Origin of the sequence: Bradyrhizobium canariense, assembly GCF_900105125.1 — a bacterium.
Taxonomy (GTDB): domain Bacteria; phylum Pseudomonadota; class Alphaproteobacteria; order Rhizobiales; family Xanthobacteraceae; genus Bradyrhizobium; species Bradyrhizobium canariense_A.
This window is the reverse complement of record NZ_LT629750.1, coordinates 7,295,946-7,317,730: the sequence shown is the minus strand read 5'-3', so window position 1 is coordinate 7,317,730 and position 21,785 is coordinate 7,295,946. Positions and strand designations below refer to the sequence as shown.

19 protein-coding genes and 1 pseudogene are annotated in these 21,785 nt (G+C 57.8%); 14 read left to right on the top strand and 6 right to left on the bottom strand.

Translation table 11 applies throughout. The annotated features are described in order from the left end of the window. Positions 1-2: 2 nt before the first annotated feature. Positions 3-710, bottom strand: coding sequence for a glutamine amidotransferase (locus BLV09_RS34470; protein WP_100386588.1), 708 nt, complete (start codon positions 708-710; stop codon positions 3-5). Continuing rightward, complete coding sequence (locus BLV09_RS34465) at positions 707-2,749, bottom strand: molybdopterin-containing oxidoreductase family protein (protein ID WP_244548894.1); 2,043 nt, start codon at positions 2,747-2,749, stop codon at positions 707-709. The genes BLV09_RS34470 and BLV09_RS34465 overlap by 4 nt, the downstream gene beginning before the upstream one ends. Before the next feature lie 99 nt (positions 2,750-2,848). Between BLV09_RS34465 and BLV09_RS34460 the strand changes: the two genes are divergently transcribed. Then, on the top strand, positions 2,849-3,319 hold the full coding sequence (locus tag BLV09_RS34460; RefSeq protein ID WP_146690597.1) for a tripartite tricarboxylate transporter TctB family protein: 471 nt from the start codon (positions 2,849-2,851) through the stop codon (positions 3,317-3,319). 4 nt (positions 3,320-3,323) lie between these two features. Here BLV09_RS34460 and BLV09_RS34455 read toward each other — a convergent pair whose 3' ends face one another. Continuing rightward, complete coding sequence (locus BLV09_RS34455; protein ID WP_100387573.1) at positions 3,324-4,856, bottom strand: tripartite tricarboxylate transporter permease; 1,533 nt, start codon at positions 4,854-4,856, stop codon at positions 3,324-3,326. 280 nt (positions 4,857-5,136) lie between these two features. On the opposite strand from BLV09_RS34455, the gene BLV09_RS34450 reads away from it, so the two are divergent. From BLV09_RS34450 to BLV09_RS34395, 11 genes are all read left to right on the top strand, one after another. Next, positions 5,137-6,576 carry a UbiD family decarboxylase gene (locus tag BLV09_RS34450; protein WP_100386586.1) on the top strand — a complete coding sequence of 480 codons (1,440 nt, stop codon included), beginning with the start codon at positions 5,137-5,139 and terminating at the stop codon, positions 6,574-6,576. A gap of 36 nt (positions 6,577-6,612) precedes the next feature. Further along, positions 6,613-7,785 carry an FAD-dependent oxidoreductase gene (locus tag BLV09_RS34445; RefSeq protein ID WP_167558984.1) on the top strand — a complete coding sequence of 391 codons (1,173 nt, stop codon included), beginning with the start codon at positions 6,613-6,615 and terminating at the stop codon, positions 7,783-7,785. Positions 7,786-7,973: 188 nt separating this feature from the next. Then, positions 7,974-8,843, top strand: a complete 870-nt coding sequence (locus BLV09_RS34440; protein ID WP_167558983.1) for a tripartite tricarboxylate transporter substrate binding protein — start codon at positions 7,974-7,976, stop codon at positions 8,841-8,843. A gap of 17 nt (positions 8,844-8,860) precedes the next feature. Continuing rightward, complete coding sequence (locus BLV09_RS34435; RefSeq protein WP_100386583.1) at positions 8,861-9,505, top strand: UbiX family flavin prenyltransferase; 645 nt, start codon at positions 8,861-8,863, stop codon at positions 9,503-9,505. 107 nt (positions 9,506-9,612) lie between these two features. Beyond that, a complete protein-coding gene (locus BLV09_RS34430) occupies positions 9,613-10,128 on the top strand; it encodes a TIGR02444 family protein (protein ID WP_146690594.1) in 516 nt (171 codons plus the stop codon). Between the two features lie 128 nt (positions 10,129-10,256). Continuing rightward, the gene (locus BLV09_RS34425; RefSeq protein ID WP_100386581.1) at positions 10,257-10,937 is read left to right on the top strand and encodes a pyridoxamine 5'-phosphate oxidase family protein; all 681 of its coding nucleotides are present in this window, start codon (positions 10,257-10,259) and stop codon (positions 10,935-10,937) included. Positions 10,938-11,060: 123 nt separating this feature from the next. Further along, positions 11,061-11,543 (top strand): hypothetical protein, encoded by a 483-nt coding sequence (locus tag BLV09_RS34420; protein ID WP_146690593.1) that lies wholly within the window; start codon positions 11,061-11,063, stop codon positions 11,541-11,543. Between the two features lie 181 nt (positions 11,544-11,724). Beyond that, entirely contained in the window at positions 11,725-12,696 is a 972-nt protein-coding gene (locus BLV09_RS34415) for a hypothetical protein (RefSeq protein WP_244548893.1), read from the top strand. Between the two features lie 581 nt (positions 12,697-13,277). Beyond that, the gene (locus BLV09_RS34405; protein ID WP_146690592.1) at positions 13,278-13,637 is read left to right on the top strand and encodes a DUF3489 domain-containing protein; all 360 of its coding nucleotides are present in this window, start codon (positions 13,278-13,280) and stop codon (positions 13,635-13,637) included. Further along, positions 13,634-14,125, top strand: coding sequence for a DUF2924 domain-containing protein (locus BLV09_RS34400; protein ID WP_146690591.1), 492 nt, complete (start codon positions 13,634-13,636; stop codon positions 14,123-14,125). The genes BLV09_RS34405 and BLV09_RS34400 overlap by 4 nt, the downstream gene beginning before the upstream one ends. After that, positions 14,115-15,650 carry a recombinase family protein gene (locus BLV09_RS34395; protein WP_146691433.1) on the top strand — a complete coding sequence of 512 codons (1,536 nt, stop codon included), beginning with the start codon at positions 14,115-14,117 and terminating at the stop codon, positions 15,648-15,650. Before BLV09_RS34400 ends, BLV09_RS34395 begins: the two co-directional genes overlap by 11 nt. A 168-nt stretch (positions 15,651-15,818) precedes the next feature. Here the strand turns inward: BLV09_RS34395 and BLV09_RS34390 are convergent, their stop codons facing one another. The 3 genes and pseudogenes from BLV09_RS34390 to BLV09_RS34375 all read right to left on the bottom strand — a co-directional run bounded on the left by BLV09_RS34390 (position 15,819) and on the right by BLV09_RS34375 (position 19,448). After that, positions 15,819-17,450: a GAF domain-containing sensor histidine kinase gene (locus tag BLV09_RS34390; RefSeq protein WP_146690590.1), complete on the bottom strand. Its 1,632-nt coding sequence runs from the start codon at positions 17,448-17,450 to the stop codon at positions 15,819-15,821. Between the two features lie 250 nt (positions 17,451-17,700). Then, a pseudogene (locus BLV09_RS34385) lies at positions 17,701-18,556 on the bottom strand (ABC transporter substrate-binding protein). A gap of 367 nt (positions 18,557-18,923) precedes the next feature. Next, positions 18,924-19,448, bottom strand: coding sequence for an ester cyclase (locus BLV09_RS34375; protein WP_146690587.1), 525 nt, complete (start codon positions 19,446-19,448; stop codon positions 18,924-18,926). A 215-nt stretch (positions 19,449-19,663) separates the two neighbouring features. Between BLV09_RS34375 and BLV09_RS34370 the strand changes: the two genes are divergently transcribed. Both BLV09_RS34370 and BLV09_RS34365 read left to right on the top strand, forming a co-directional pair. After that, the gene (locus BLV09_RS34370; protein ID WP_146690586.1) at positions 19,664-19,861 is read left to right on the top strand and encodes a hypothetical protein; all 198 of its coding nucleotides are present in this window, start codon (positions 19,664-19,666) and stop codon (positions 19,859-19,861) included. 366 nt (positions 19,862-20,227) lie between these two features. Beyond that, on the top strand, positions 20,228-21,616 hold the full coding sequence (locus BLV09_RS34365) for a trypsin-like serine protease (RefSeq protein ID WP_244548892.1): 1,389 nt from the start codon (positions 20,228-20,230) through the stop codon (positions 21,614-21,616). Positions 21,617-21,785: the final 169 nt, after the last annotated feature.

Here is a 21,785-nt window from a genome sequence, read left to right as displayed (position 1 = left end):
ATTCATAATTGGGATACCCAATGCGAGACGAAACGCGCGTTTCTCTCAGCGAGAGTTGAAGCATGTTTCGCGGTATCCGCGCGAAGCCTGGACAACGTTTCCGGACCCGCTTTGCGTATGTCTCCGGCGAATGCGACGAACCATTGTTCGAGTTCAGCCGCGTCGGTCTCGACGTGGAATTGCAAGGCAAGCCCGTAACTCCCGACCGAAAAAGCCTGGTGAGCGTAGCGCGATGTCGAAGCCAGCAGCGTCGCCCCTTCCGGCAATTCGAATGTATCGCCGTGCCAGTGCAAAACCGGCGAACCGTTGCCGGCGACCTCCGCCAGCGCATGCTGTTGTCCTTGTGCCGTCAATTGAACAGGCGCCCACCCCAGTTCGACGCCATTGGTCCCGGGAAAGACCTTGGCGCCCAGCGCCGCAGCCATGAGCTGAGACCCAAGGCAAATACCGAGAACGGGCCGCTTTGCCTTGAGACGAGTGCGTATGATATCGATTTCTTCCGACAAAAACGGATATTCCGGCGCATCGTAGACGCCGATCGGTCCTCCCATCACGATAAGCAAACCGACTTCCTCGGCCCGTTCGCGATAACGCCTGATCGCCGCGGCCGGAATCGACACAACCTCATATCCCCCCGCCTCCAGCGCCGGCTTGAGCGTACCCGGATGCTCGACAGCCAAATGTTCGATGACGAAACAGATCTTGCTCATTCGGCAGCCTCGCTCATCGCGCGCCGGATGCGCACTTCAATGCCGTGCACGCTCGAACTTTCCGCGAGATCGGTTTTTTGACCGGGATTTAGAACGTTCACGTTGGCTCGGGCCATCTCGTATTTCGGCCAGCGGCCCTTGTGAAGGAGAATTGTTGCAGGAGGAACACCGGGGTCAAAGCCGACCCGCATCGGTAGTTCACCGGTTACGTTGAAAAGAACAACAGTCTCTCCTTCTGTGAGTCCCGCTGCCTTCGCTGCATCCGGATTAACGAATCCGGTCTGCGGGCCGATCTGGCGCCGGATACGCTGTTCGCTGCCGTAGCTGCTGTTCATCAGCCAGCTACTGGCCGGCGACAGAACGCGCCAGAAGTCCGACGCAGGTACGGCGTCAGCATGGGGCTGCGGCGCTTCGGGTAATCCGGCATTGACGAAGGCAGGCCCCGCCAGTTCGATTCTTCCGGAATTCGTTGGAAACTTGCCATCGATGAAGGGAGTGCCGATGTCCTGAGACCAGAAAACCGTTCCGCGCTGGGACAATTCCGAGAAGCCCATCCCGATTCCGCTCTGACGGAGCAATTTCTCGATCATGTCGCCGTCTTGTTCGAACAACGCCTCTTCGTTGAGCTCGCAGGCCTCTGCGATTTGGCGGAAGATGGTCATGTTGCTACGTGATGAACCGAGCGGTTCGCTTGCCTTGGTCTGAGCCGACACCGTCCAGTCGAAATACGACATCACCACATCGTCGAATTCGAGAAAACTTGCAGCCGGCAGCACGATGTCGGCGTAGTCGACCGTGTCGGTCGGGAAAATATCGATGGCGACGTGAAAGAGGTCTTCCCGCTTCAAGGCATCGACCAGCTTGTTCTGATTTGGACTCGACGCCGCAGGATTGCAATTCCAGGTGAAGAAAACCGACGAACGCTCGGGATCAGCCAACGCTTCGTGGAGATCCATGTGACTGATCGCGGGGGAACCACCCGGCGCGATCTCGCCACCCGTCATCCATCCCATATCCACACCGCGAAATCCGAAGCCGTTCATGTAAAGCAGTCCCGTACCCGGCTTCATCATGTTGCCGGTGGCGACGGGAAGAAGCACGCAGGCACGAAAAACATTGCCGCCAAACGGCTGACGCTGAAGGCCTTGCCCAAGCCAAAGCAGCGAGGGCCCTTTTCCATAGATCTCGGCAGCCTGACGGATCAGATCAGCCGGCACACCTGTCTCGGCCTCTCCCCATTCCGGCGTGCAGGCGTCAAGTTGTGCTTCGATCGAGGGCCAGCCGACCGCATGCGATTCAATGAATGACCTGTCCAGAAGATTGAGTTTGCGGATAACATGCAGCATGGCGAATGCCAGCGAGGCATCGCTGCCGGGTCGTGGCTGCAGAAAGAGATCGGCCTCGTGCGCCGTCTTGTGCCGGATCGGATCGATGACGATCCGCGTCGCCTTGTTGGTCTTCAGCCAGTGACGGTCAACGTGCGGCGCGGAACTCGAAGGATTCGCGCCCCAGACCAGGATGCACTTCGTATCTGCTGCCGTTCGTGGATCGAAGCCGCTTAGACTGTCGCCAAAGATGAGTTGAAGGGCGGCGTGACCTGCTTTGTTGCACACCGTGTCGGGGTCGATTTCGGTCGCACCTATCGCGTTGAAAAAACGTAGCGGGAAATTTCCAGCAAGCAACGCCACAGTCCCAGTATAGTGCGCGTGGAGTACCTTGTTGGCGCGGCCGCCTGCGATTTGCGGCTTTAGCTTCGCCGCGATGGTCGCAATCGCCTCATCCCAGCCGATCTGTTCCCACTTTCCGGCGCCTTTCGGTCCTGTCCGTTTCAGCGGGTGCAACAAGCGCGCTGAAGCGTTGATGAAGCCACCATTGTAAGCGACGGCACATTTTCCGCACAACGACCCCTTGCTGACAAAATGATTTGGGTCGCCAATCACCCGTGTGATTTTTCCATCGCGACGCTCGACCAGAATGCCGCACGCGTCGTAACAGTCCCGCGGGCATGTCGTCAGAACCTTGTCGGATATCATGCTCATCTTGCTGTGCGTCCTCTCTGAATTGCGTATTCCGCGCTATGGCCCGCATCTTGCAGGTTTTGAAGCATCTTCTTCAGCGCGACTCCATCGGAGGATCCCATGCGTGCAGACTCTCTTCGCTTTTTCTCTGATAACTCCGATCGCATATGTGGAATCATCGCGACGACGGTTGCCATCTTTCTATATCTTAATGCGGCTGGCCTGCCGTTCGGAACGATGAGCGCACCCGACGCCGGTTTTTTCCCGAAATCGCTGTCCGCGATCATGGCTGTCCTCGGCGTGGGGATGATGTTTCGATCACGTTCAGGGAAGCAAGAACATGCCAACTTCACCTTGCGCAGCTGGGCCGTGCCTCTGGCGGCCGTGGTGCTGCTCGCATATGCTTTGCTTCTCAATAAAGTGGGCTTTGTTCTCAGCACGATCGCGGTTCTCTTTCTTCTGATGACGGCCTATGGCAGGCTTTGCTGGATTGTCGCACTTAGCGTTTCCGTCTCGGCTGTGGCTATCTGCTATTTTGGTTTCACCGAATTGGGCGTGCCGCTTCCACAAGGCGTTCTGTCTATCTTCTAGGCTCTCACTCCGCTGGTTGTGGGACAGGCGCATCTGGGCTGATACCGCGCCGCATGCCGATCAGCGCACTTAATGCGGGCCACAGTCCGACAAGTATCGCAACGGCCACAAGCGAGCCCGCTACGGGACGGTTGACGAAAATCGTGAAATGGCCACCGGACATGATCAGGGATTGGCGAAGAGCCGTCTCCATGATGGGACCGATGACGAAAGCCAGCACCAACGGCGGCAGCGGGAAATCGAATTTCCTCATCAGATAGCCGAGCAGGCCGAATACCGTCATGGATGCGATGTCAGCCGGATTGTTGTTGACGCCGTAGGCGCCGGCCAGGCAGGCCAATACGATAATAGGAACCAGGATGCTGTTGGGGACCAGTGTAATCTTCGAGAGGTAGCCGATCAGCGGCAGCATCACGCAAAGCAGGATGCAGTTGCCGACGAACATGCTGGTGACAATGGCCCAGAACATCTCGGGGTGCTGAATCATCAACGTCGGTCCCGGCGTGATTCCATGCAGCATGAAGGCCCCTAACATCAGGGCCATCACCGCATTTTCCGGAATTCCCAGGGTCAACAACGGTATGAAACCAGCGCAGGTCGCCGCATTGGCGGCGGCTTCCGGCGCGGCGACGCCACCCACGGCACCGCCTCCGAAATTCTGCGAAGCGTGTCGCCAACGCTTCGCCGTCGCATAAGCTAAATACGATGAGACCGTCGCTCCGCCGCCAGGAAGCAGGCCAACAAAGAAGCCAACCAGCGTTCCCTGTAACAGAGGTCGCGCGGCATTCCGCCAGTCCTCCCGCGTCGGCAGGACTTCGCGCAGTCGCGTCGGCGCACTGATCGGCACTGCAGCCACGATCTTCTCCTCCAGTAGAGAGAAGACCTCGGAAATCCCGAACAATCCCATCACCATCGGCACAAGGTCGATGCCTGACTGCAGGCTGAGCGAGCCGAAAGTAAATCGTGCGGTACTTCGAACCGGGTCAAGGCCGACGGTTCCAAGGAGAAGGCCGAACACGGTCACGATGAGAGCTTTCGTGACCGAGTTGGTCGCCAGATAGCTCACCAATGTCAGCCCCAGCAAGGTAAGCGCAAAATATTCCGGAGGGCCAAAGTTCAGTGCGAAGTCGGCCAGCGTCGGTGCGAGCAGGCTGAGGCCAACCAGCCCGAACATCCCCGCGATAAAGGCGCTGAACATGGATATGCCGAGAGCGACGCCCGCCCGTCCCTGCTTGGTCAGCTCATAGCCGTCGATGGCGACCATGACGGACGCGGATTCGCCGGGCACGCGCAGCAGGATCGATGTGATGGAGCCGCCATACATCGAGCCATACCAGATCCCTGACAGCATGATGATCGCGGTCGCCGTGTCGAGGAAATAGGTGATCGGCAGAAGCAATGCGATGGTCGCCGCAGACCCGAGGCCGGGCAGAATCCCCACGATGACGCCGAGTGACACGCCGATGAAACAGAACAGCAGGCTCATCGGCTGCAGCGAGATCGAAAACCCATGGGCAATGTTGACGAATGTGTCCACGCCGCTCTCCGTTGACGGAACGCGATTCCGCCGCATCAACGAGTAGCGGTTAGCAAGCACCGTGCCAATGCGAAAAATGTTTCATTTTACGAGATAAATACCCTCCACCTGCCGTGGCGCCTGTGGTCTGGTTGCTTAATATCTCTGCTGCTTTGAGCAAATTTTATGCACTGGCTCATCTTCGAGCTGCCAAAATACGTGAAATGAAACATTTTTTATTTGGCACGCCTATTGCTGGTCTGACGCGACACGTCGAGCTAGTCAAGAAAGCAACAGCCCCATGTTACACGTACCCAATAATTCCTACTTCGAGTCGTTACGGGATCTCCTTTCGCATCTTGAGAAGATCGGAAAACTGCGAAAGATCACCAAGCAGGTCGATAAGGATTGGGAAATCGCCTGCATCACTCGCCAAGTGATGTATCAGCGGCCCGACGACCGCTATGCGCTCCTTTTCGAAAATATCGCGGGATTCAAAACGCCGGTGGCGACCAACACTCTCGGCGCATCTCGCGATATTTACGCGACGGCGCTTGGGGTTCCTTTCGTTGACGGTCGCATCGACAAGGAGGCGGTCCGTACTAAATGGACGAAAGCGCTAAGCGCGCCGATCCCGCCGGTCGTGGTCAAGACCGGCCCCTGCAAGGAAAACATCATGCGGGGCAACGACATCAATTTGCTGAAGTTTCCAATCCCGACCTGGACGCCTGGGCTTGACGCCGGCGCCTATCTGTCGGCCGGCGCCGTCATCCAGAAGGATCCGGAGACGGGTATTCAGAACGCCGGCGTTTATCGCGGAATGATCAAAGGACCGAACCGGATCGGAATTCTGGTGCAGCCCGCAAAACATTCCGGCGTCATCATGCAAAAATACGAGGCTGCGAACAAGCCAATGCCGATTGCGATCGCGATCGGTTCGCCGCCCTATCTCGGCATGACGTCGGTAGGACGGGTGCCGTACGGTGTCGACGAAATGGCCGTCGCCGGCGGCCTTGGCGGCCAGCCGATGGAGGTCGTGAAGTGCGAGACCGTTGATTTGATGGTTCCGGCGCACGCCGAAATGATCATCGAGGGAATCGTCCAGCCGCATTTCCGTGAGCAGGAGGGACCGTTCGGCGAATTTTACGGTCACATGGGCCCGATCGCTCAATCGCCTGTCATCGAGGTCACCGCCATTACCTACCGGAACGGCACGATCCATCAGGGATTCCAGGAGCAAATGCCGCCGAGCGAAGGCAGCTGCATCAAGGATATCGCGATGGAGTCAATTCTGCTCACCGGACTGCGTCAGTGCGGAATTCCCGGCGTGCTTGACGTCTATGTTCACCCGATGTCGTGCCAGTCGCACGTCGTCGTGAAGATAAAACCGCAATTTCCTTCACATGCCAAGGCGGTCTATTCCGGATGCTGGGCGGTTTACCCGAACCGCGCCAAGCAGGTCACCGTGGTCGAAGACGATTGCGACATCTACAACGATGACGACGTGACCTGGCACGTCTCGACCCGTGTGCAGCCCGACCGCGATTACACCGTTTGGGAAAAAGGCACCGGCCTTCCGCTCGATCCTTCAATGCCGAAAGAAATGGCGATTTACAGCGGCAAAGTCGGCATCGACGCAACGCGCAAACATGCTTATCCGCCGCGCTCGATGCCGCCACGCGAACTGATGCAGACCGTGCAGGATCAGTGGAGTGATTATGGCCTCCCTGCCCTTACGTAACGGTCCGTCAAAAATCATTGGTAGGAAGAAATGACCATGAAGGCTCACGAGAAGGTCATCATTGTTGGCGGCGGACCCGTGGGTCTTCTATGTGCACTTAACCTGGCAGCGCACGACGTGCCGGTGCTCGTGCTGGAAGCCTATTCGGAACTGTTCATGGATCTGCGGGCGGGATCGTTTCATCCGCCTACCCTGGAGGTGATGGAGCCGCTTGGCCTGACCCAGAAGCTGCTTGAAATCGGCATCCCCGTGCGCAAATGGCAGCTTCGGGATCGGAAAAAAGGCGTCATCGGCACGTTTGAACTTTCTTTGTTGAACGACGAGACGCCATTTCCGTACCGTCTTCATCTCGAGCAACATCGCTTTACGCCGATCGTGCTGGAGCAGTTGTGCAAGATGCCCCACGCGGAGGTGCGATTTTCCTGCTGTGTCGAAAATATCACCCAAAACAGCGCCGGCGTTCGTGTGGTTGCGCGAACGCCGGACGGCCTGGAAGACTTCGAAGCAGGCTGGGTCATTGGCGCTGACGGCGGTGGCAGCGTCGTCCGCAAATGTGCCGGCATCGAGTTCGACGGCTTCACGTTCCCAGAACGATTTGCACTTATCAGCACCGCCTACGATCTCGGTCAACACGGCTTCGCCGATACCGCCTACATTTCGCATCCCGTCGAATGGTGCGCGGTTTTTCGCTTGCCGGATCAGGGACCGCCGGGATTGTGGCGCTTTCTCTATGGATGCGACCCCGATGAGAGCGAGCAGGTCGCCCTGTCCGACTCTACGATCGAAGAGCGGCTCCAATCGGTTCAACCGAAGCCGACATCTTATGAGATCGTCCACCGCACGATCTATCGCGTCCATCAGCGCGTTGCCGCCACTTTCCGCAACAGCCGGATTCTAATCGCCGGAGATGCCGCTCATCTCAACAATCCGATTGGCGGGTTCGGTTTGAACTGCGGATTGCAGGACGCCATGAACCTGACCGACAAACTCGTTCGTGTCGTTCATAACGAGGCTTCCGACGACTTGCTCGATCTCTATGTTCGACAGCGGCGAACGGCCAACATTGAATATGTTCAGGAAGCGTCAATTCGCAACAAACGCCTGCTGGAAGAGACCGACGAAAGCGTGAGGTCATCGCGGCTCGATGACATGCGGCGCGCGTCTCTTGATCCGTCACTTGAAAGGCCGTTCTCATGCGCTCTTCGATGATCGACAGCATGCGACGCGCGAATGCGATTACCTGATGAAACAAAACGGGAGCGGCGTCTTGAGGGTTGATAGTTCCTCATAATCAGGGAGTCATTTGGATGAAGACGATCGGGTCACTGCTTCTCGTTTCGGCCGTCACTGTCGCGGCACCCGGCCACGCACAAACCTTTCCAAGCAAACCCATAACCATGATCATTCCGTTCCCGGCCGGTGGACGCACCGACGTTATCGGCAGAATTTTTGCGCAGAGCCTGCAGGAGGCGTTGGGCAAACCAGTCGCCGTAATCAACAAGCCGGGGGCAAGCAGCGTCCTGGGATCGAACGAAGTCTCGGAGGCCACTCCCGACGGCTACACCGTGGGCTTTTTCTCGACAGCGGTCGTGACAGCGCAATATACCGTTCCCACTCCCCTATCGCTCAAAAGCTTTGATCTGGTAGCGATCGTCAACGCCGATCCGGCAGCACTCGCCGTCGCCGAGAACGCACCGTGGAAATCGCTGAAAGATCTCGTCGCTGACGCAAAAAACAAGCCTGGGGTGTTTCGTCTCGGCATGATTCCGGGGGCCTCATCGCAAATTTTCGCATCAGGATTTACCCGCGCGGCCGGCCTCGACATAGTCAGTGTTCCCTTTAAAGGCGATACTGACGGGGCGATCGCGCTCGCGGGCCACAATATCGACGTGCATTTCGCGGTTCCGGTTTCATACAAGAGCCTGGTGGAAAGCAAGAAGGTTCGCATCCTCGCGGTCGCTTCCGATGCACCTTCGCCGGTCTATGGAAATCTCCCCACGTTCAAAGGCAATGGTGTCGATCTGACGGTCGGTGCATTCCACGGCATCTTTGTACCCACGGGAACGCCTCCGGCCGTAAAGCAAAAGCTGGCGGATGGTCTCAAAACCGCGGTCGAGAGCCCCGAACTGAAAAAACGCATGGAAGACGCAGGAGCAGCGATCGTCTTCCTGCAAGGTGACGAAGCGACATCCTATCTGGCCAAACAGGACGAAACCTACCGAAGCATCATCGAGGCGCTCGGCCTGCGCGTCGCTGCCACCCATTAAAGCGAGGCTGAAAAAACATGAGCGTTAGCGATCGGCGCCGAATGATCGTCGGCATCAGTGGAGCATCCGGCGTCATCTATGGCATTCGTACCCTCGAGGTACTTCAACAGCTCGGTTATGAAACCCATCTGGTGATGACGAAATCGGCGCAGATTACGATGGCGCACGAGACCAACATTAAGGTCGCGGCCCTGGTGAAGATCGCCAGCGTCGTGCATCGGATCGACGATATCGGCGCTTCAATCTCCAGCGGTTCTTTCAAGACCATGGGGATGATTGTCGCGCCATGCTCGATTAGAACATTGTCGGAGATTGCAACCGGCGTCACTTCCACGCTGCTGACCCGCGCGGCTGACGTCGTTCTCAAGGAGCGGCGGCGACTTGTCTTGTTGACCCGTGAAACTCCGCTGCATCTTGGCCATCTGCGCAGCATGACGCAGCTTGCTGAAATGGGCGCCGTTGTCATGCCTCCGGTGCCGGCGTTTTACGCAAAACTGGAGACGATCGACGACATGGTCAATCATACGGTCGGGCGCGCGCTCGACCTGTTCGATATCGATTGCAAACTGATCAAACGCTGGGGCGAGCCGGACCATGACGACAGCCGGGATGATGCCGGAACGCGACAAGGCGTGATTACTCCCATCAGCGCTCGCTCGTAAATCGTTCGACAAAAGCCGTACGAACCGTAGGCGCGTTTTGGCATTTTTGGCCCCCGAGATAAGCGAACCGGATGGATCCAACGATCCGTGATCATCGGCTGGTATGAATGAACAGACTTGCAGAAGATCAAGCGTGTTGGGACTTTGTGGTCGATCTCTATGCCAAACCGGGTGTGGCGCAGGCTTGCCTGGAGCTTCAGGAGCGGCTGGGCGTCGATGTCAGTTTACTTCTCACCGCTTTGTTCTATGCAGTGCGCGGCGGCCTGGATCTGTCTGCCGAACAGATCGAAAAACTCGATCGCCGCATTTCAGGCTGGCGTGCTGAGGCCATTTTCCCACTTCGCAGGTTGCGCCGTCGGCTCAAGAGCGGGGATTTATCAAGCCAGCCCACCGACGAGTTCTACCGGCGGATCAAGGCAGATGAACTGCTGGCGGAGCAGATCGAAATCAGCGCACTCGTGCAGCAGCTTGAGCAAATGCCGGGTAATCCAGCGGCACCATCAAGCCGGGTCGTGATCGAACGCGTCATAAGACACTTTGCCGAAGCCTCAGGGCAAGATGCCTCCCTCGTTGATGATCAGACGCAACGCGCCATTTCGATTCTTCATAGCTCGACAACCTAACGACCAACTTCCGATCAGAGTGCCTCGCATTTCAACAGGAGGGGGAGCTGGCCGTCGCTATTTCATTTTACATTTTACGCTTCTCGTTATATTCACCGCTCTATAACGACGAACAGACGGGACTTTCCATGGACCAGACGACCGAATCTCCAGCTGCCCAACCTCCAAGCGAACGGACGCGCCTAAAGCGGTATCATTGGTTGGGTGATTACGAGAAAAACACCATAAACTCCATCATAGACTCGGCTTTGGTTTGCCAGGTCGGCTACGTGATCGACGGAGCACCTTACGTAACGCCAACCAATCATTGGCGCATCGATGACTATGTCTATTGGCACGGTTCGTCTGCCAGCCGGATGCTCAAGGCCCAATCAAAGGGCATTCCAGTTTGCTTCACCGTAACTCATCTGGACGGCATCGTGTTCGCTCGCGCGGCCTTCAATCACAACGTCAACTTCCGGTCGGTCATGGCGTTCGGCAACGCCGAATTCGTGGAAGAGGAAGATAAAAGGCGATCGCTTGAAGCTTTCACTGATCGTGTTGCACAAGGCTTGTGGCAACATGCACGGCAGCCGACCGAAAAGGAATGGAAGGCGACACGGATCATTCGGATGCGCCTCGACGAGGCCTCGGCAAAGCTTCGCTCCGGGCCTCCCATCGACGACGAGGACGACTACAAACTCGATTGTTGGGCCGGAGTCATTCCGTTGAAGGTTGTCGCGCTGCCCCCAGAATCTGATCCGAATTTACGCGAAGGCATCGAAGCGCCAAAATTCATCAGAGATTTCTTTCTCTGGGGCGAAGGTTGAGACGTCGATATCGGGCGGCGGAGGTTGGCACGGCTGAACGCTGAGCTCGTGCTCGCAGCCGATCGGAGCGCAGAAAAAAGGGGGGCTCGGCGCCGCTGGCGTTCGCGTGACACAGACCCGCATATGAGCCGATTTTCCTGCGTCGCGGGCTCCGTCGTCAGCTGCAGAGCCGGAGATTTGTCGAGCCAATCTACCGACAAGCTCTACCGACGGATCAAGGCAGATGAACTGCCGGCGGAGCAGATCGAAACCAGCGCACTCGTGCAGCAGCCTGAGCAAATGCCGGGCAATCCAGCCGCACCTTCAAGCCGGGTCGTGATCGAACGCGTCATAAGACACCTTGCCGAAGCCTCCGGGCAAGATGCCAACCTCGTCGAAGATGATACGCAACGCACCATCTCGATTCTTCATAGCTCGACAACCTGGCGACCAACTTCCAATCAAAGCGCCCGGCATTTCGGCGGTATGGACGCATCTCGCCCCTACTCTTGCAGTTCGCACGATATGGGTGGCGACTTTGCACGCATCTGCGATCTAAGGGGGCAGAAACAAGTGGCATGGCAGACTACTTCACCAGCACTTTTACCGCCTCTGATGCGAACCTGATCGGGGGACGGGTTCCGGCCTTAATAGATTAATTTTGCAGAGGGATTCTTCCGGCTGTAGCCGCCCAGATGGCACACCCCTTGCTATAAATTAAAAACGAAACATGAAACATGTGGGCTCGTGTTTCGCTTACTTCAACCGCGGGGGCACGACTATGCGTTTGACTATGTGTTTAAAGAAAATGACGGCGACATCCTTGCTCGCGCTTGCATCACTCGTCGCGGCCAATGCGGCGGATTTTCCGGTCAAGGCTGTGAGTCCAATTCCCGATCTTCCGTTCTTTCAGGTGAACGATAACCGGCTGTCCTACTCCTACATTTTCAACGGCACCGATCCAGGCGTCACCGGGAACACTGCGAAACAGGCGTACTCGTTTACCCATTTCGACACCTGGGCATACGGCACTAATTTCTTCAATCTTTCGATGTTCAAGTCCGACCACGCCGATCCGGCGAATGGTTGCAAAGGACCCAACGAAGGATGCGCCGGCGCCACAGAGATTTATGGCGTATTGCGCAGCACTTTCGGGTTCAACCAGATATTCGACACCCACATGTTTACTGTAGGGCCGCTGCAAAATGTCTCGCTGGAACTCGGCACTGACTTCAATACCGAAAACAACCCGTTCGCCCCCAACAAGCGCGCTCTATTTGCAGGCCTGCAATTTGCGTTCGATCTTCCTTATAAGGGCTACATCAATTTTGCTCCGATGTTCTACAAGGAGCTCAACCATAACTCGTTCGTCGAAGGACCGGCGCTGCCGACCGGCGCGATCGACTACGATCCCACCTGGGCATTCGAATCCAACTATTACATGGACCTCGGCTTCCTGCCCGACTACCTGCCCCTCTCCGTCAGCGGTCGCCTTACCTTGATCGGACCGAAGGGACCGCAGGCAGACCCGATACCCGCCTCTCCGTCTAACGTCCAAACCAAGATGGAGATCAACAGCGAGCCGATCCGACTCACTTACGATGCCAGCAGGGCTATTTGGGGCAAAAAATATTCGCACTTTCTCGATGTATGGGTGGCATACCGCTATTGGCAGAACAAGTTTGGCCTGGACCACGCCAACTCCCCTTCATGCTTGGGCGCAGCCGCCGGAAGTTGCACGGAGGAATCTCTTTATACGGGGGTAACGGTAAAATTCTGAGCCGGATATCGGCGAGGATCGCGGAGCTAGGTCTCAGCGAGACTTAGCATCCGCTCGCGGCTGCCCGTTAGCGCGATGGGGGCACCGTGCGACTCGTGCGCGGAACTCCAGCTAAACGGCCCTAACGACGACGTGTGGCAGCGCGCAAGAAAACGCACATTCCATAACCGCTCATAGCCCGATAAGAGCCATAAGATTGCGCGGTTTTTGCTCGACTGCACGCGCTTTCGGAGCAGTACTGTGTTCGTCAACAGGGAGGGCAACATGGACCGCGCCGCGATCGAGCCTGCGATGAGGATCATCCTCTGTGAGATTCACACAAAGCTCGATGAGGCTGGCGCATCGCCAGGGCCGCCGAAGCCTGTGCTTTGACTGGCGCTATTACTGAGGCCGGAGCGGTCTCGATGGTATCGAGCAACTGGTCTATGAGACCCGCCGGCTTCAAGACGCGGCCTCGCTGCTGAATCGTCTGTCTGGCAAATAGCAACGGTTTCCCGACTCCTCTCGCCCCGTTCCGGATTGGCGGGGCTCGCGTCAGTGGCAGCACGTGATGCTGTCGTTGATCCCTAGAGGAGAGCCAGATGCCCGCCAGCAAACCGAAATCGAAACCCGCAAAGACCGCGCGTAAATCATCTCGCTGGCCAAGACGCTCGGCCAGGAGCAGCGTGCCCGCTCGTAAGCCTTCCGTTACAGCTAAAGCCGCTTCAAAGACGGCATCGAAATCACCGTCATCGTCCAAACAGTCGGCCGTACTCAAGATGCTGCAAGAGCCAAAGGGCGCGACGATCGCCGCAATCATGAAGGCAACCGACTGGCAGCAGCACTCGGTACGGGGCTTCTTCGCCGGCGTGGTCAAAAAGAAGCTCAAGCTGAACCTCCTCTCGGACAAGGTCGGCGACGAGCGCATCTACCGGATCGCAAAACCGAGCGCTTCTTCATGACCTCGGGGCAACAATCGTGCAAATCAGCAGACGATCCAGCGGTCAAGGCCGAGCTGGATCGGCTGCCCACGACGCCGATCGCGGATTTGCGAAAGCGATATCGCGACCTGTTCCGGGCCGAACCGCCAAAGGCATTCGGTCCGGATCTGCTTCGGCGGAGCATTGCGCAACGGATCCAGGAAAAGGCCTACGGCGGTCTTTCCCGTACGACGCAAAGGCTCCTCGATCAGCTGGTGAAGGCCGCCGTGGCAAAGCCCAACGGCCGGCTCGAACTGCCTCGTCGGATCAAGCCAGGCTCGGAACTGGTGCGCACATGGAAAGGCAAGAGCTACCGCGTCATGGTGACAACCTATGGGTTTGCCTATGGCGGCAAAACGTTCACCAGCCTGTCGGAAATCGCCTCCGAGATTACCGGCACCAGATGGAATGGGCCACGATTCTTCGGACTACGACCGACACCGTCAAAGGCAGGCGCCGATGGCAGGTGAACCGAAGGTTCGGCGCTGCGCAATCTACACCCGGAAATCTACCGAGCATGGTCTGGAGCTGGAGTTCAATTCGCTGGACGCCCAACGGGAGGCCTGTGAGGCCTATATCAAGAGCCAGGCCTCACAGGGATGGAGGGCCCTTCCCCAGCATTATGACGACCCGGCCTATTCCGGTGGCAATCTCGATCGCCCAGCCCTGAAGATGCTGCTGGCCGATATCGAGGCCGGCAGGATCGACGTGGTGATCGTCTACAAGATCGACCGCCTCACCCGCTCGCTGGCTGACTTCGCCAAGCTGGTCGAGGCTTTTGACGCCAGATCAATCTCGTTCGTCGCCGTCACCCAGCAGTTCAATACGACCTCCTCGATGGGTCGGCTGACGCTCAACGTGCTGCTGTCCTTTGCCCAATTCGAACGGGAGCTATCCTCCGAACGGGTGCGGGACAAGATCGCGGCCAGCCGACGCAAGGGCAAATGGACCGGCGGCACGGTTCCGCTTGGCTACGAGGCTAAGGACAAGAAGCTGGTCATCAACAAGACCGAAGCCGAAACCGTCCGCACCATCTTTCGCCTTTACCTCGACCTGAAATCCTTCAGCAGGCTTGTCGCCGAGTTGGATCGGCACGGCATTGTCACCAAGCGAAGAGACACCAAGGTCGCCAAGTACAACGGTGCCATCCCCTTCACTTACGGCCCCCTCGCCTATCTCCTGAAGAACCGCGTCTACATTGGGGAGGTTCACCACGGCGGCAAATGGTTCAAAGGCGAACACAAGGCAATCCTCGAGCCACAGATCTTCGAACGGGTTCAGGCCCTGCTCAAGACCAACGCAAACGGAAGCAAGGTCAAACACTTCCAAAGCGGCGCGCTGCTCCAGGGCAAGCTCTATGATGACAAGGGCAACCTCATGGGACCGAGCTTTTCGACCAAGAATGGTGTGCGTTACCGGTTCTACGTTAGCGCGGCATTACTGCGGGGACGGAAGGCAGGCGCGGGATCAGTCGGACGTGTATCTGCGACGCAGGTTGAGAATGCCGTCCTTTCGGCTCTTGTATCGCACCAACAAGCGGGAGGCTTCGATGATGCGCCTCTCAATATCGAACGGGTTCAACGCGTCGTCATAGCACGCGATCGACTAATAATCGGACTTTCGGGCTCGGAGAAATATGATTCCAAGCCGGAGATCAAGATTCCATGGTCCCACGAAACGAGCAATAGTGCCGTCGTGATCGATCGCGATAATGAGCTCCTTGGAGTTCGCAACCAAGGTTTGATCCAGGCAATCGTTCGCGCCCATGCATGGGTCCAGCAATTGGCTGATGGAACACACGACTCTGTTGAGGAGCTGGCCGAAACCAATAGCATTCATCCAAAAGTCGTCCGCCAGGCTCTCCGGCTCGCGTACCTATCGCCAGAGATCACCTCGGCGGTCCTGGAAGGCAAACAGCCCTCGACGCTTACGCTGGCGCGGATCCCAAAGCTGCTGCCGCTGTCATGGGCCATGCAACGGCGCCCGCTCGGTTGACGTTAAATGCCCGTTTAAGGTTAAAGCGTTGAATATCTGCACCCCAGACATTTGCTTTGTCGAAATCGCGACGTGATGTCTGCTATTTCGTTCAAAAGCAGACCTAGATCAGAACGCGATGGACGTCGGTTAAGTGCCCAACAGACGATATCGATCTCGGATGGCGGCTCAGTCAGCGGGGATCGTAAACTGAAAGAGCGCACCCCGCGGCTCGCACGTGGCCGCCCAGAGCCGGCCCCCGTGGGCATCGATGATCGACCGGCAGATCGAGAGACCCATACCCATGCCGCTGGATTTGGTGGTGAAGAAGGCGGTGAACAGTCGGTCCGCATTCTCGGCGGAGATCCCGACGCCGCAATCCGCCACACTTACCAGCACTTGTTGTGTCTCGTCCTGACGCGATCGGACCGCCAGTTCGCGGGGCTGATCCGTGACCGATTGCATCGATTCAATGCCATTCATCACCAGGTTGATAATCACCTGCTGCAGTTGGACCCGATCACCAAGGATCATGGGTAGAGTCGGTGCTAACTCCATTCGCAACAATACCTGATGACTGATCAACTCACGCTGTACCAACGGGATGGTCTCCCTCACGACGTCATTGACGTCGAGCGGTACCTTCTCAAGGCTGGTCTTGTTCGCGAGCGCCCGGACCCGCCGGATCACCTCGCTTGCCCGATTGCCGTCGGCGATAATCCATTCCACCGAGCGGCACGCTGCGTCCACGTCGGGAGTTCTGCGGCGGAGCCAGCCCAGACAGGCCTCGGCGTTGGCGACGACGGCGGAGAGCGGCTGGTTCACTTCATGGGCGATCGAGGCCGTCAACTGGCCCATCGTCGCGACGCGGTTGGCGTGCGCGAGTTCCAGTTGCGCCTCACGGTATCGCTGCTCGTTTTCGCGAGCTTCTGCCTCAACCCGCTTGCGCTCAGTCAAATCAAGGACGTAAGCGACACCTTGGTTCCCGCCCTCTTCAAATGTTGCCCCACCAATCAGTACGGGCACACGGCTACCGTCTTTTCTGATGTATTCCTTTTCGAACGACTCGAACCGGCCGCTACTTTTTTGCTGTTCGATCCTTGCGTTGTTCCTGTCGCGCCAGTCGGGCGGCGTCAGGTCCGCCCACCTTATGCGGCCCGAAACCAGGTCTTCGCGGTCGTAGCTCACCATGCGAAGAAATTCGTCATTGGCCTCAAGAATGCGACCGTCGAAATCCCAGATGAAAACTCCCATGATGTTGGAATCGACCAGGCGCCGGATTTTCGTCTCGCGTTCTTCGATCTCTCCGTGCAATCTTGCCAATGACTTCAAGTCAGCCTGCAACATGTCGCGGAAGTGCAGCAGTAGCTTGAGATAAGCCTCGCTATATTCGTTCCTCTTATTGTCGCGAACGCAAATCGTCCCGAATATGCGGCCATTGGGCCAACCGATCGGGACGCCAAGGTAAGAGATCATCCCCAGCCTGACATGCGGGTTCGCTTTCCATGCTTCGTTTTCGAGAGCGTCAGGGATGAGCAGCGGCTGACCGGTCTTCATGACGGTCTCGCAATAAGGTCCCGTATCGAGAGCGCCCGGCTCGCAAGGATTTCCTTCGGACCTGCTGGAGACGAAAACTTTGATGTGGGGAGGATCAACCCGCATTATGCAGGCAGAGGGCACGTGCATGATCTCGGCAAGGAGATTCACAATCTCTTGCCATTTTCGGATGATTTCAGAGGGCACTTCGATCGAATGTGCCACGCTCGAGCTGCGATCTTGCGGCTCAGAAGCGGTCCTTTCTCCGTGGATACTCTCGTTCATGCGGAGCAGTTCCTCGGCTTAGACGGTGAGGTCAGCATAACGGCTCCAGCCACAGCTTGCGATAGCCCTCACGGCCGTCCAGACCGAAGATGCGGCCAAACATCCAACGTCTGCTCTGGGGCCAATCCCGACGTTCTGACCGTCCGTCCGTCGCTTCCGGTCTACCTCGATCAAAGGACATCGTTTGACAAGCTCCAATGGTCCGGTTGGTGCCAACAACGGACTCACGCAGCGCCGCAAAAAAGTCGCTTCATTCGATCACCTCGTCGGCGCGGGCGAGCAGAGAGGGTGGGATTGTCAGGCCTAGCTTCTTTGCGGTCCTGAGGTTGATCACCAGCTCGAACTTCGTGGGTTGTTCGACCGGAAGATCGGCGGGCTTGGCGCCTTTCAGAATCTTGTCCACGTAGATGGCTGCGCGCCGTTGCATCGCAGAGAGGTCGATTCCGTAGGAAATCAGGCCGCCGGCATCAACGAACTCCCGCGATTCGTAAATTGCCGGCAGATGCCGATCGGTCGCGAAGTCGACGATGCGCTGGCGGTGCAGCCTTGTGAACGGATCGACGAGCGTTAGCACAGCGGCGCCCCCGGCGCTCACGATGGCTTCAAAGGCCGGATCGAAGGTGACCAGATCGTGTACCCCGTATGATTGGATCGTCAGCCCCAGCGAAGCTGCGGCCCGTTCCGATTCATGTGCCCGAAGCACCATGCCCGGGTTAGTGTCGTTCCACAGCATTGCCACGGGAGACGTGTTAGGTGCGATCTCCCGGAGTATTTCAAGCCGCTTCGCACTGAGTTCGGTAGCGAGCATCGAGAAGCCCGTGATGTTTCCTTCCGGGCGGGCGAGGCTCGGCACCAGCTCCAACCGGATCACCGACAGCCGTGAAGACGATCGGGATGGTAGCCGTTGGGGTGCTAACGGTCACAAGCACATCGACCTTCAGAGCGACAAGTTCGACAGCTAGCCCGAAGAGCGGTTCGTTGCTTCCTCCGGCCCAGCGAATTTCGAGAAACACATCCCGCCCCTCCTTGTAGCCGAGCCCGCGCAGGCCGTGCCGAAAGGCATCGACGAACGGATCGGAGGGCGATGACGGGTTCGGTTCCAACATGCCTATGCGCCAGTCTGACCGCAGTCGCTCCCGTGCCAAAAGCGGCCACGTGGCGGCAGTGCATGCAAGAAAGGCAATGAAATCTCGGCGTCGCATGGCGCCTCCGAAGGAAACGCGTCAGCCAACCACCAACCTAGCACTTTGCGAATAACCGGCCAGCAAGAATTGCCTGCCAATCTACCTCAGACATCAATCGGTCTGAGGTCCGCTCTGCGTCAAATTCAGCAGAACTCAGCAGGAGCACATATCTTCCGCCTTGCTCCCAAAGCCGGACATTGCTCGATGCTGCCAGCATGTCGCAAAAGTGCCAACAGGCGACGTGCGGTCGCTATTGAACCCGGCCCGGTCCATAATTGGTGGCCAAGTCTCAGCGGCCGGTTTCTGAAGGCCCGGACATATTATTCCATCCGCGCGGCAACGGTCCACCGGGCCTCTCCTGAATCATCTCAAGCTCGGGCAGACGAATTAAGCCGAGTTGAAGCATGGCGCTCAACGCATCTTCTTGTCCCAACTCCTCAGCTATTCGTCCGTTCTCCAAACGCAATATGGTTGTTCCCGCGAACTTCACCTTACGACCCGAAGCAGCAGGAATAGAACCCATACGGAAATCACTAAAGGCTTGACCTGTATGAGTACCGCCACCCTTCCATTGCCCCACGACGAAGTCGCCTTCTGCGATGAGTTTGCCAACTCCCCGGAAGTTGAGATCGGGAAAGGCTTCGCGAAACTCCGTCATAAACTTCAGGACAGCGGCGCGTCCTGTCTTCGGCTCATGCATCGGGTAATGGACGAATATGTCGGACGTTGCCAGTTCGTTTACGATTCTTGGGTTCCAAGGATTTCCCCAAAACTCCCTGAACCAACGCGCTGCAGCATTCTTGTTCTCTTGCATCGGATCGCCTCCGTGCATTGTCGATTTCGAGAACAGCACAGTCAGCCGTGCTCGTATGCTCGTGGTACCTTTGCGAACATAAGCGGGCCACCCGATTTCCGAGTTGGGCTGGAGCATCTCACGAGGCGACTTGCTGAACGTCGTCAGTTGTTCGGTAATCGGGTGGCTCGCTGATCAAAGTCTCCTACTGTGACTCAAACACACAGGAGCGCATCATGCGTAAGTTTCGCTCGATTGCCGCGCTTTGCGGCGACGGACTCCGGCCCGAGTTGCAAGCGCTTTTCGACCGCCTTGCTATCGACCCGCGATCCGAGCTTTTCTTAAGAGACGACGGAATGGTCCAAGCCGGTCCAGACCCCGCTTCAGAGATAGCATTCACAAAAATAGTGCCTCTAATGAAAAAGAATGCCTGAATCGAATTGGCAAGCAGTTCTGCAGACGTCCGCCTTGGGTCAAACTGAGACTCGGTAGGAGCCCAGATCTTCCGCTTTGCTCCTAAACCCGGACATTGCTCGATGCAGCCGGCATGTCGCAAAAGTGCCAAACCCAGACATGCGCCGGTTACTCGATCACCTCGTCGGCGCGGCCGAGCAGTGCCAGCGGGGGAAAGCGAGGCCCAGCGCCTTGGCCGCTTTGAGGTTGAATATCAACTGAACTTTGGTGGACTGCTACACCGGAAGATCGGACGGCTTTTCGCCCTAGTCGCATTGGCCAATGCACATCCCATCAGTGTTTCGTGGAACAAGTAACTTAATCAAACTTGCGAGCGCGCCGGGCAAATGAACTCCCCGCCTGCCGGTCATACGGTCGCCATCTTGATCGTGTCGCTTGGCGGCGGTCGCAGTGGACGCATGATCAACGCAGCTCTCGTGCTCCTCATCCTGGTTCTCGGCCTCGTTGCTCCGGCGACGGCAGCGGAACTCGACGATGCCGTCGCCGCGGCGCACAGTGGCGATTACGCCCCTGCGCTTCGAAGGCTGTCTCTGGTTGCCGCGAAGGGCGATGCGCGCGCCCAATTCGACATCGGATTCATGCACGCCTACGGATGGGGTGTGCAGCGAAATCCTGCAGAGGCGATCACATGGTATCGCAAGGCCGCAGACCAGGGACTTCAGATCGCGCAGCACTTTCTCGGCCTCGCCTACGTGAACGGTGAAGGCGTGCGGCCCGATGATGCGGAAGCCGCGCGATGGTTCGCCCGGGCAACAGCGCAGGGATTTGCCCAGGCTCAATTCATGCTCGGTCTGATGACTCTAGACGGCAGGGGCGTCCCAAAAGACCTGGTGCAGGGCTACGCGTTCCTGGTGATGGCTGGGCAGGGAGGCGTCCGATCGGCGGTACGCGTCGTGCACAAGCTGGCGCTGACCGAAGCGCAGCACGGGCAGGCCCAGCAGATCATCGACGATTGGAAGCCAAAGCCTGAATCACTTCTGGCCGGCATCGCTAGCCCGCGAGAGGAGGAACTGCTCGGCCTCGATCGGCATATCGGAGAGGTCGTGGATCCCTCGACCTGGCCGGCCTCGGCGATCGGCGTCGTCGCCGTTGCGTATTTCAACAAGGGCGGCTGGTGCACGGGCACGCTCGTTGCACCCCGGATCGTGCTAACCGCCGCGCACTGCCTGTTGAACGGAACCGAGCTGATCAGGCCTGGGAACGTCCACTTCCTGGCTGGCATGAACAAGGGAAGGACTGAATCGTCTTCGGCTGCAGAGCGGTTCATCGTGGCGAAGGATTTCGTTCCGACCCTGAGGGACAAGTGGACGCTGGATCGATCGCCGGCAGACTGGGCGCTAATTGTCCTGAAGGACGCCGTGCCGGCACGGCCAGTCGCCGTGAAGGCGCTGACAGGCGAGGAACTGAGGGCGGCCACGCTCGCCGGGACGATCTCCGAGATCGGCTATGGCGAAGAACGGCGCTATTCCCCGACCGCGCTGCGAAACTGCCGGGCCGATTTGGGCAAAGACAATCGGCTGCTGATAGTCCAGTGCCTGGCGAATTTCGGCTACTCGGGCTCGCCGATTCTGGTCGACATCAACGGCGTTGCTGCCGTGGTCGGCATCTTCTCGGCCTTTCAAGAGGAACAGAGATTGACGATTGCCGCCTCCGCCAGCCAGTTTGAAGCGGCCATCACGGACCTGAACGGAGCCAAGGCGGGGCCAACGCGCTGATCGTCCCTCTACCGAAGTCCACTTCGTTGCGCCATCGCTCCCAGAGCATCTGTCTCTCAGCATCGATCGGCCTGGAAATATTGACCACGCTTTCACGGGAGCGGTCTTGAGCCACGAAACGTCATTCTTGATAAGAAACGCATGGGTAGGCTGAACGCACACGCACCAT

Coding starts and splice junctions, on each gene's coding strand:
- BLV09_RS34470 (WP_100386588.1), bottom strand. CDS start 710: ATGAGCAAGATCTGTTTCGTCATCGAACATTTGGCTGTCGAGCATCCG.
- BLV09_RS34465 (WP_244548894.1), bottom strand. CDS start 2,749: ATGAGCATGATATCCGACAAGGTTCTGACGACATGCCCGCGGGACTGT.
- BLV09_RS34460 (WP_146690597.1), top strand. CDS start 2,849: ATGCGTGCAGACTCTCTTCGCTTTTTCTCTGATAACTCCGATCGCATA.
- BLV09_RS34450 (WP_100386586.1), top strand. CDS start 5,137: ATGTTACACGTACCCAATAATTCCTACTTCGAGTCGTTACGGGATCTC.
- BLV09_RS34445 (WP_167558984.1), top strand. CDS start 6,613: ATGAAGGCTCACGAGAAGGTCATCATTGTTGGCGGCGGACCCGTGGGT.
- BLV09_RS34440 (WP_167558983.1), top strand. CDS start 7,974: ATGATCATTCCGTTCCCGGCCGGTGGACGCACCGACGTTATCGGCAGA.
- BLV09_RS34435 (WP_100386583.1), top strand. CDS start 8,861: ATGAGCGTTAGCGATCGGCGCCGAATGATCGTCGGCATCAGTGGAGCA.
- BLV09_RS34430 (WP_146690594.1), top strand. CDS start 9,613: ATGAACAGACTTGCAGAAGATCAAGCGTGTTGGGACTTTGTGGTCGAT.
- BLV09_RS34425 (WP_100386581.1), top strand. CDS start 10,257: ATGGACCAGACGACCGAATCTCCAGCTGCCCAACCTCCAAGCGAACGG.
- BLV09_RS34420 (WP_146690593.1), top strand. CDS start 11,061: ATGAGCCGATTTTCCTGCGTCGCGGGCTCCGTCGTCAGCTGCAGAGCC.
- BLV09_RS34415 (WP_244548893.1), top strand. CDS start 11,725: ATGACGGCGACATCCTTGCTCGCGCTTGCATCACTCGTCGCGGCCAAT.
- BLV09_RS34405 (WP_146690592.1), top strand. CDS start 13,278: ATGCCCGCCAGCAAACCGAAATCGAAACCCGCAAAGACCGCGCGTAAA.
- BLV09_RS34400 (WP_146690591.1), top strand. CDS start 13,634: ATGACCTCGGGGCAACAATCGTGCAAATCAGCAGACGATCCAGCGGTC.
- BLV09_RS34395 (WP_146691433.1), top strand. CDS start 14,115: ATGGCAGGTGAACCGAAGGTTCGGCGCTGCGCAATCTACACCCGGAAA.
- BLV09_RS34390 (WP_146690590.1), bottom strand. CDS start 17,450: ATGAACGAGAGTATCCACGGAGAAAGGACCGCTTCTGAGCCGCAAGAT.
- BLV09_RS34375 (WP_146690587.1), bottom strand. CDS start 19,448: ATGCAAGAGAACAAGAATGCTGCAGCGCGTTGGTTCAGGGAGTTTTGG.
- BLV09_RS34370 (WP_146690586.1), top strand. CDS start 19,664: ATGCGTAAGTTTCGCTCGATTGCCGCGCTTTGCGGCGACGGACTCCGG.
- BLV09_RS34365 (WP_244548892.1), top strand. CDS start 20,228: ATGAACTCCCCGCCTGCCGGTCATACGGTCGCCATCTTGATCGTGTCG.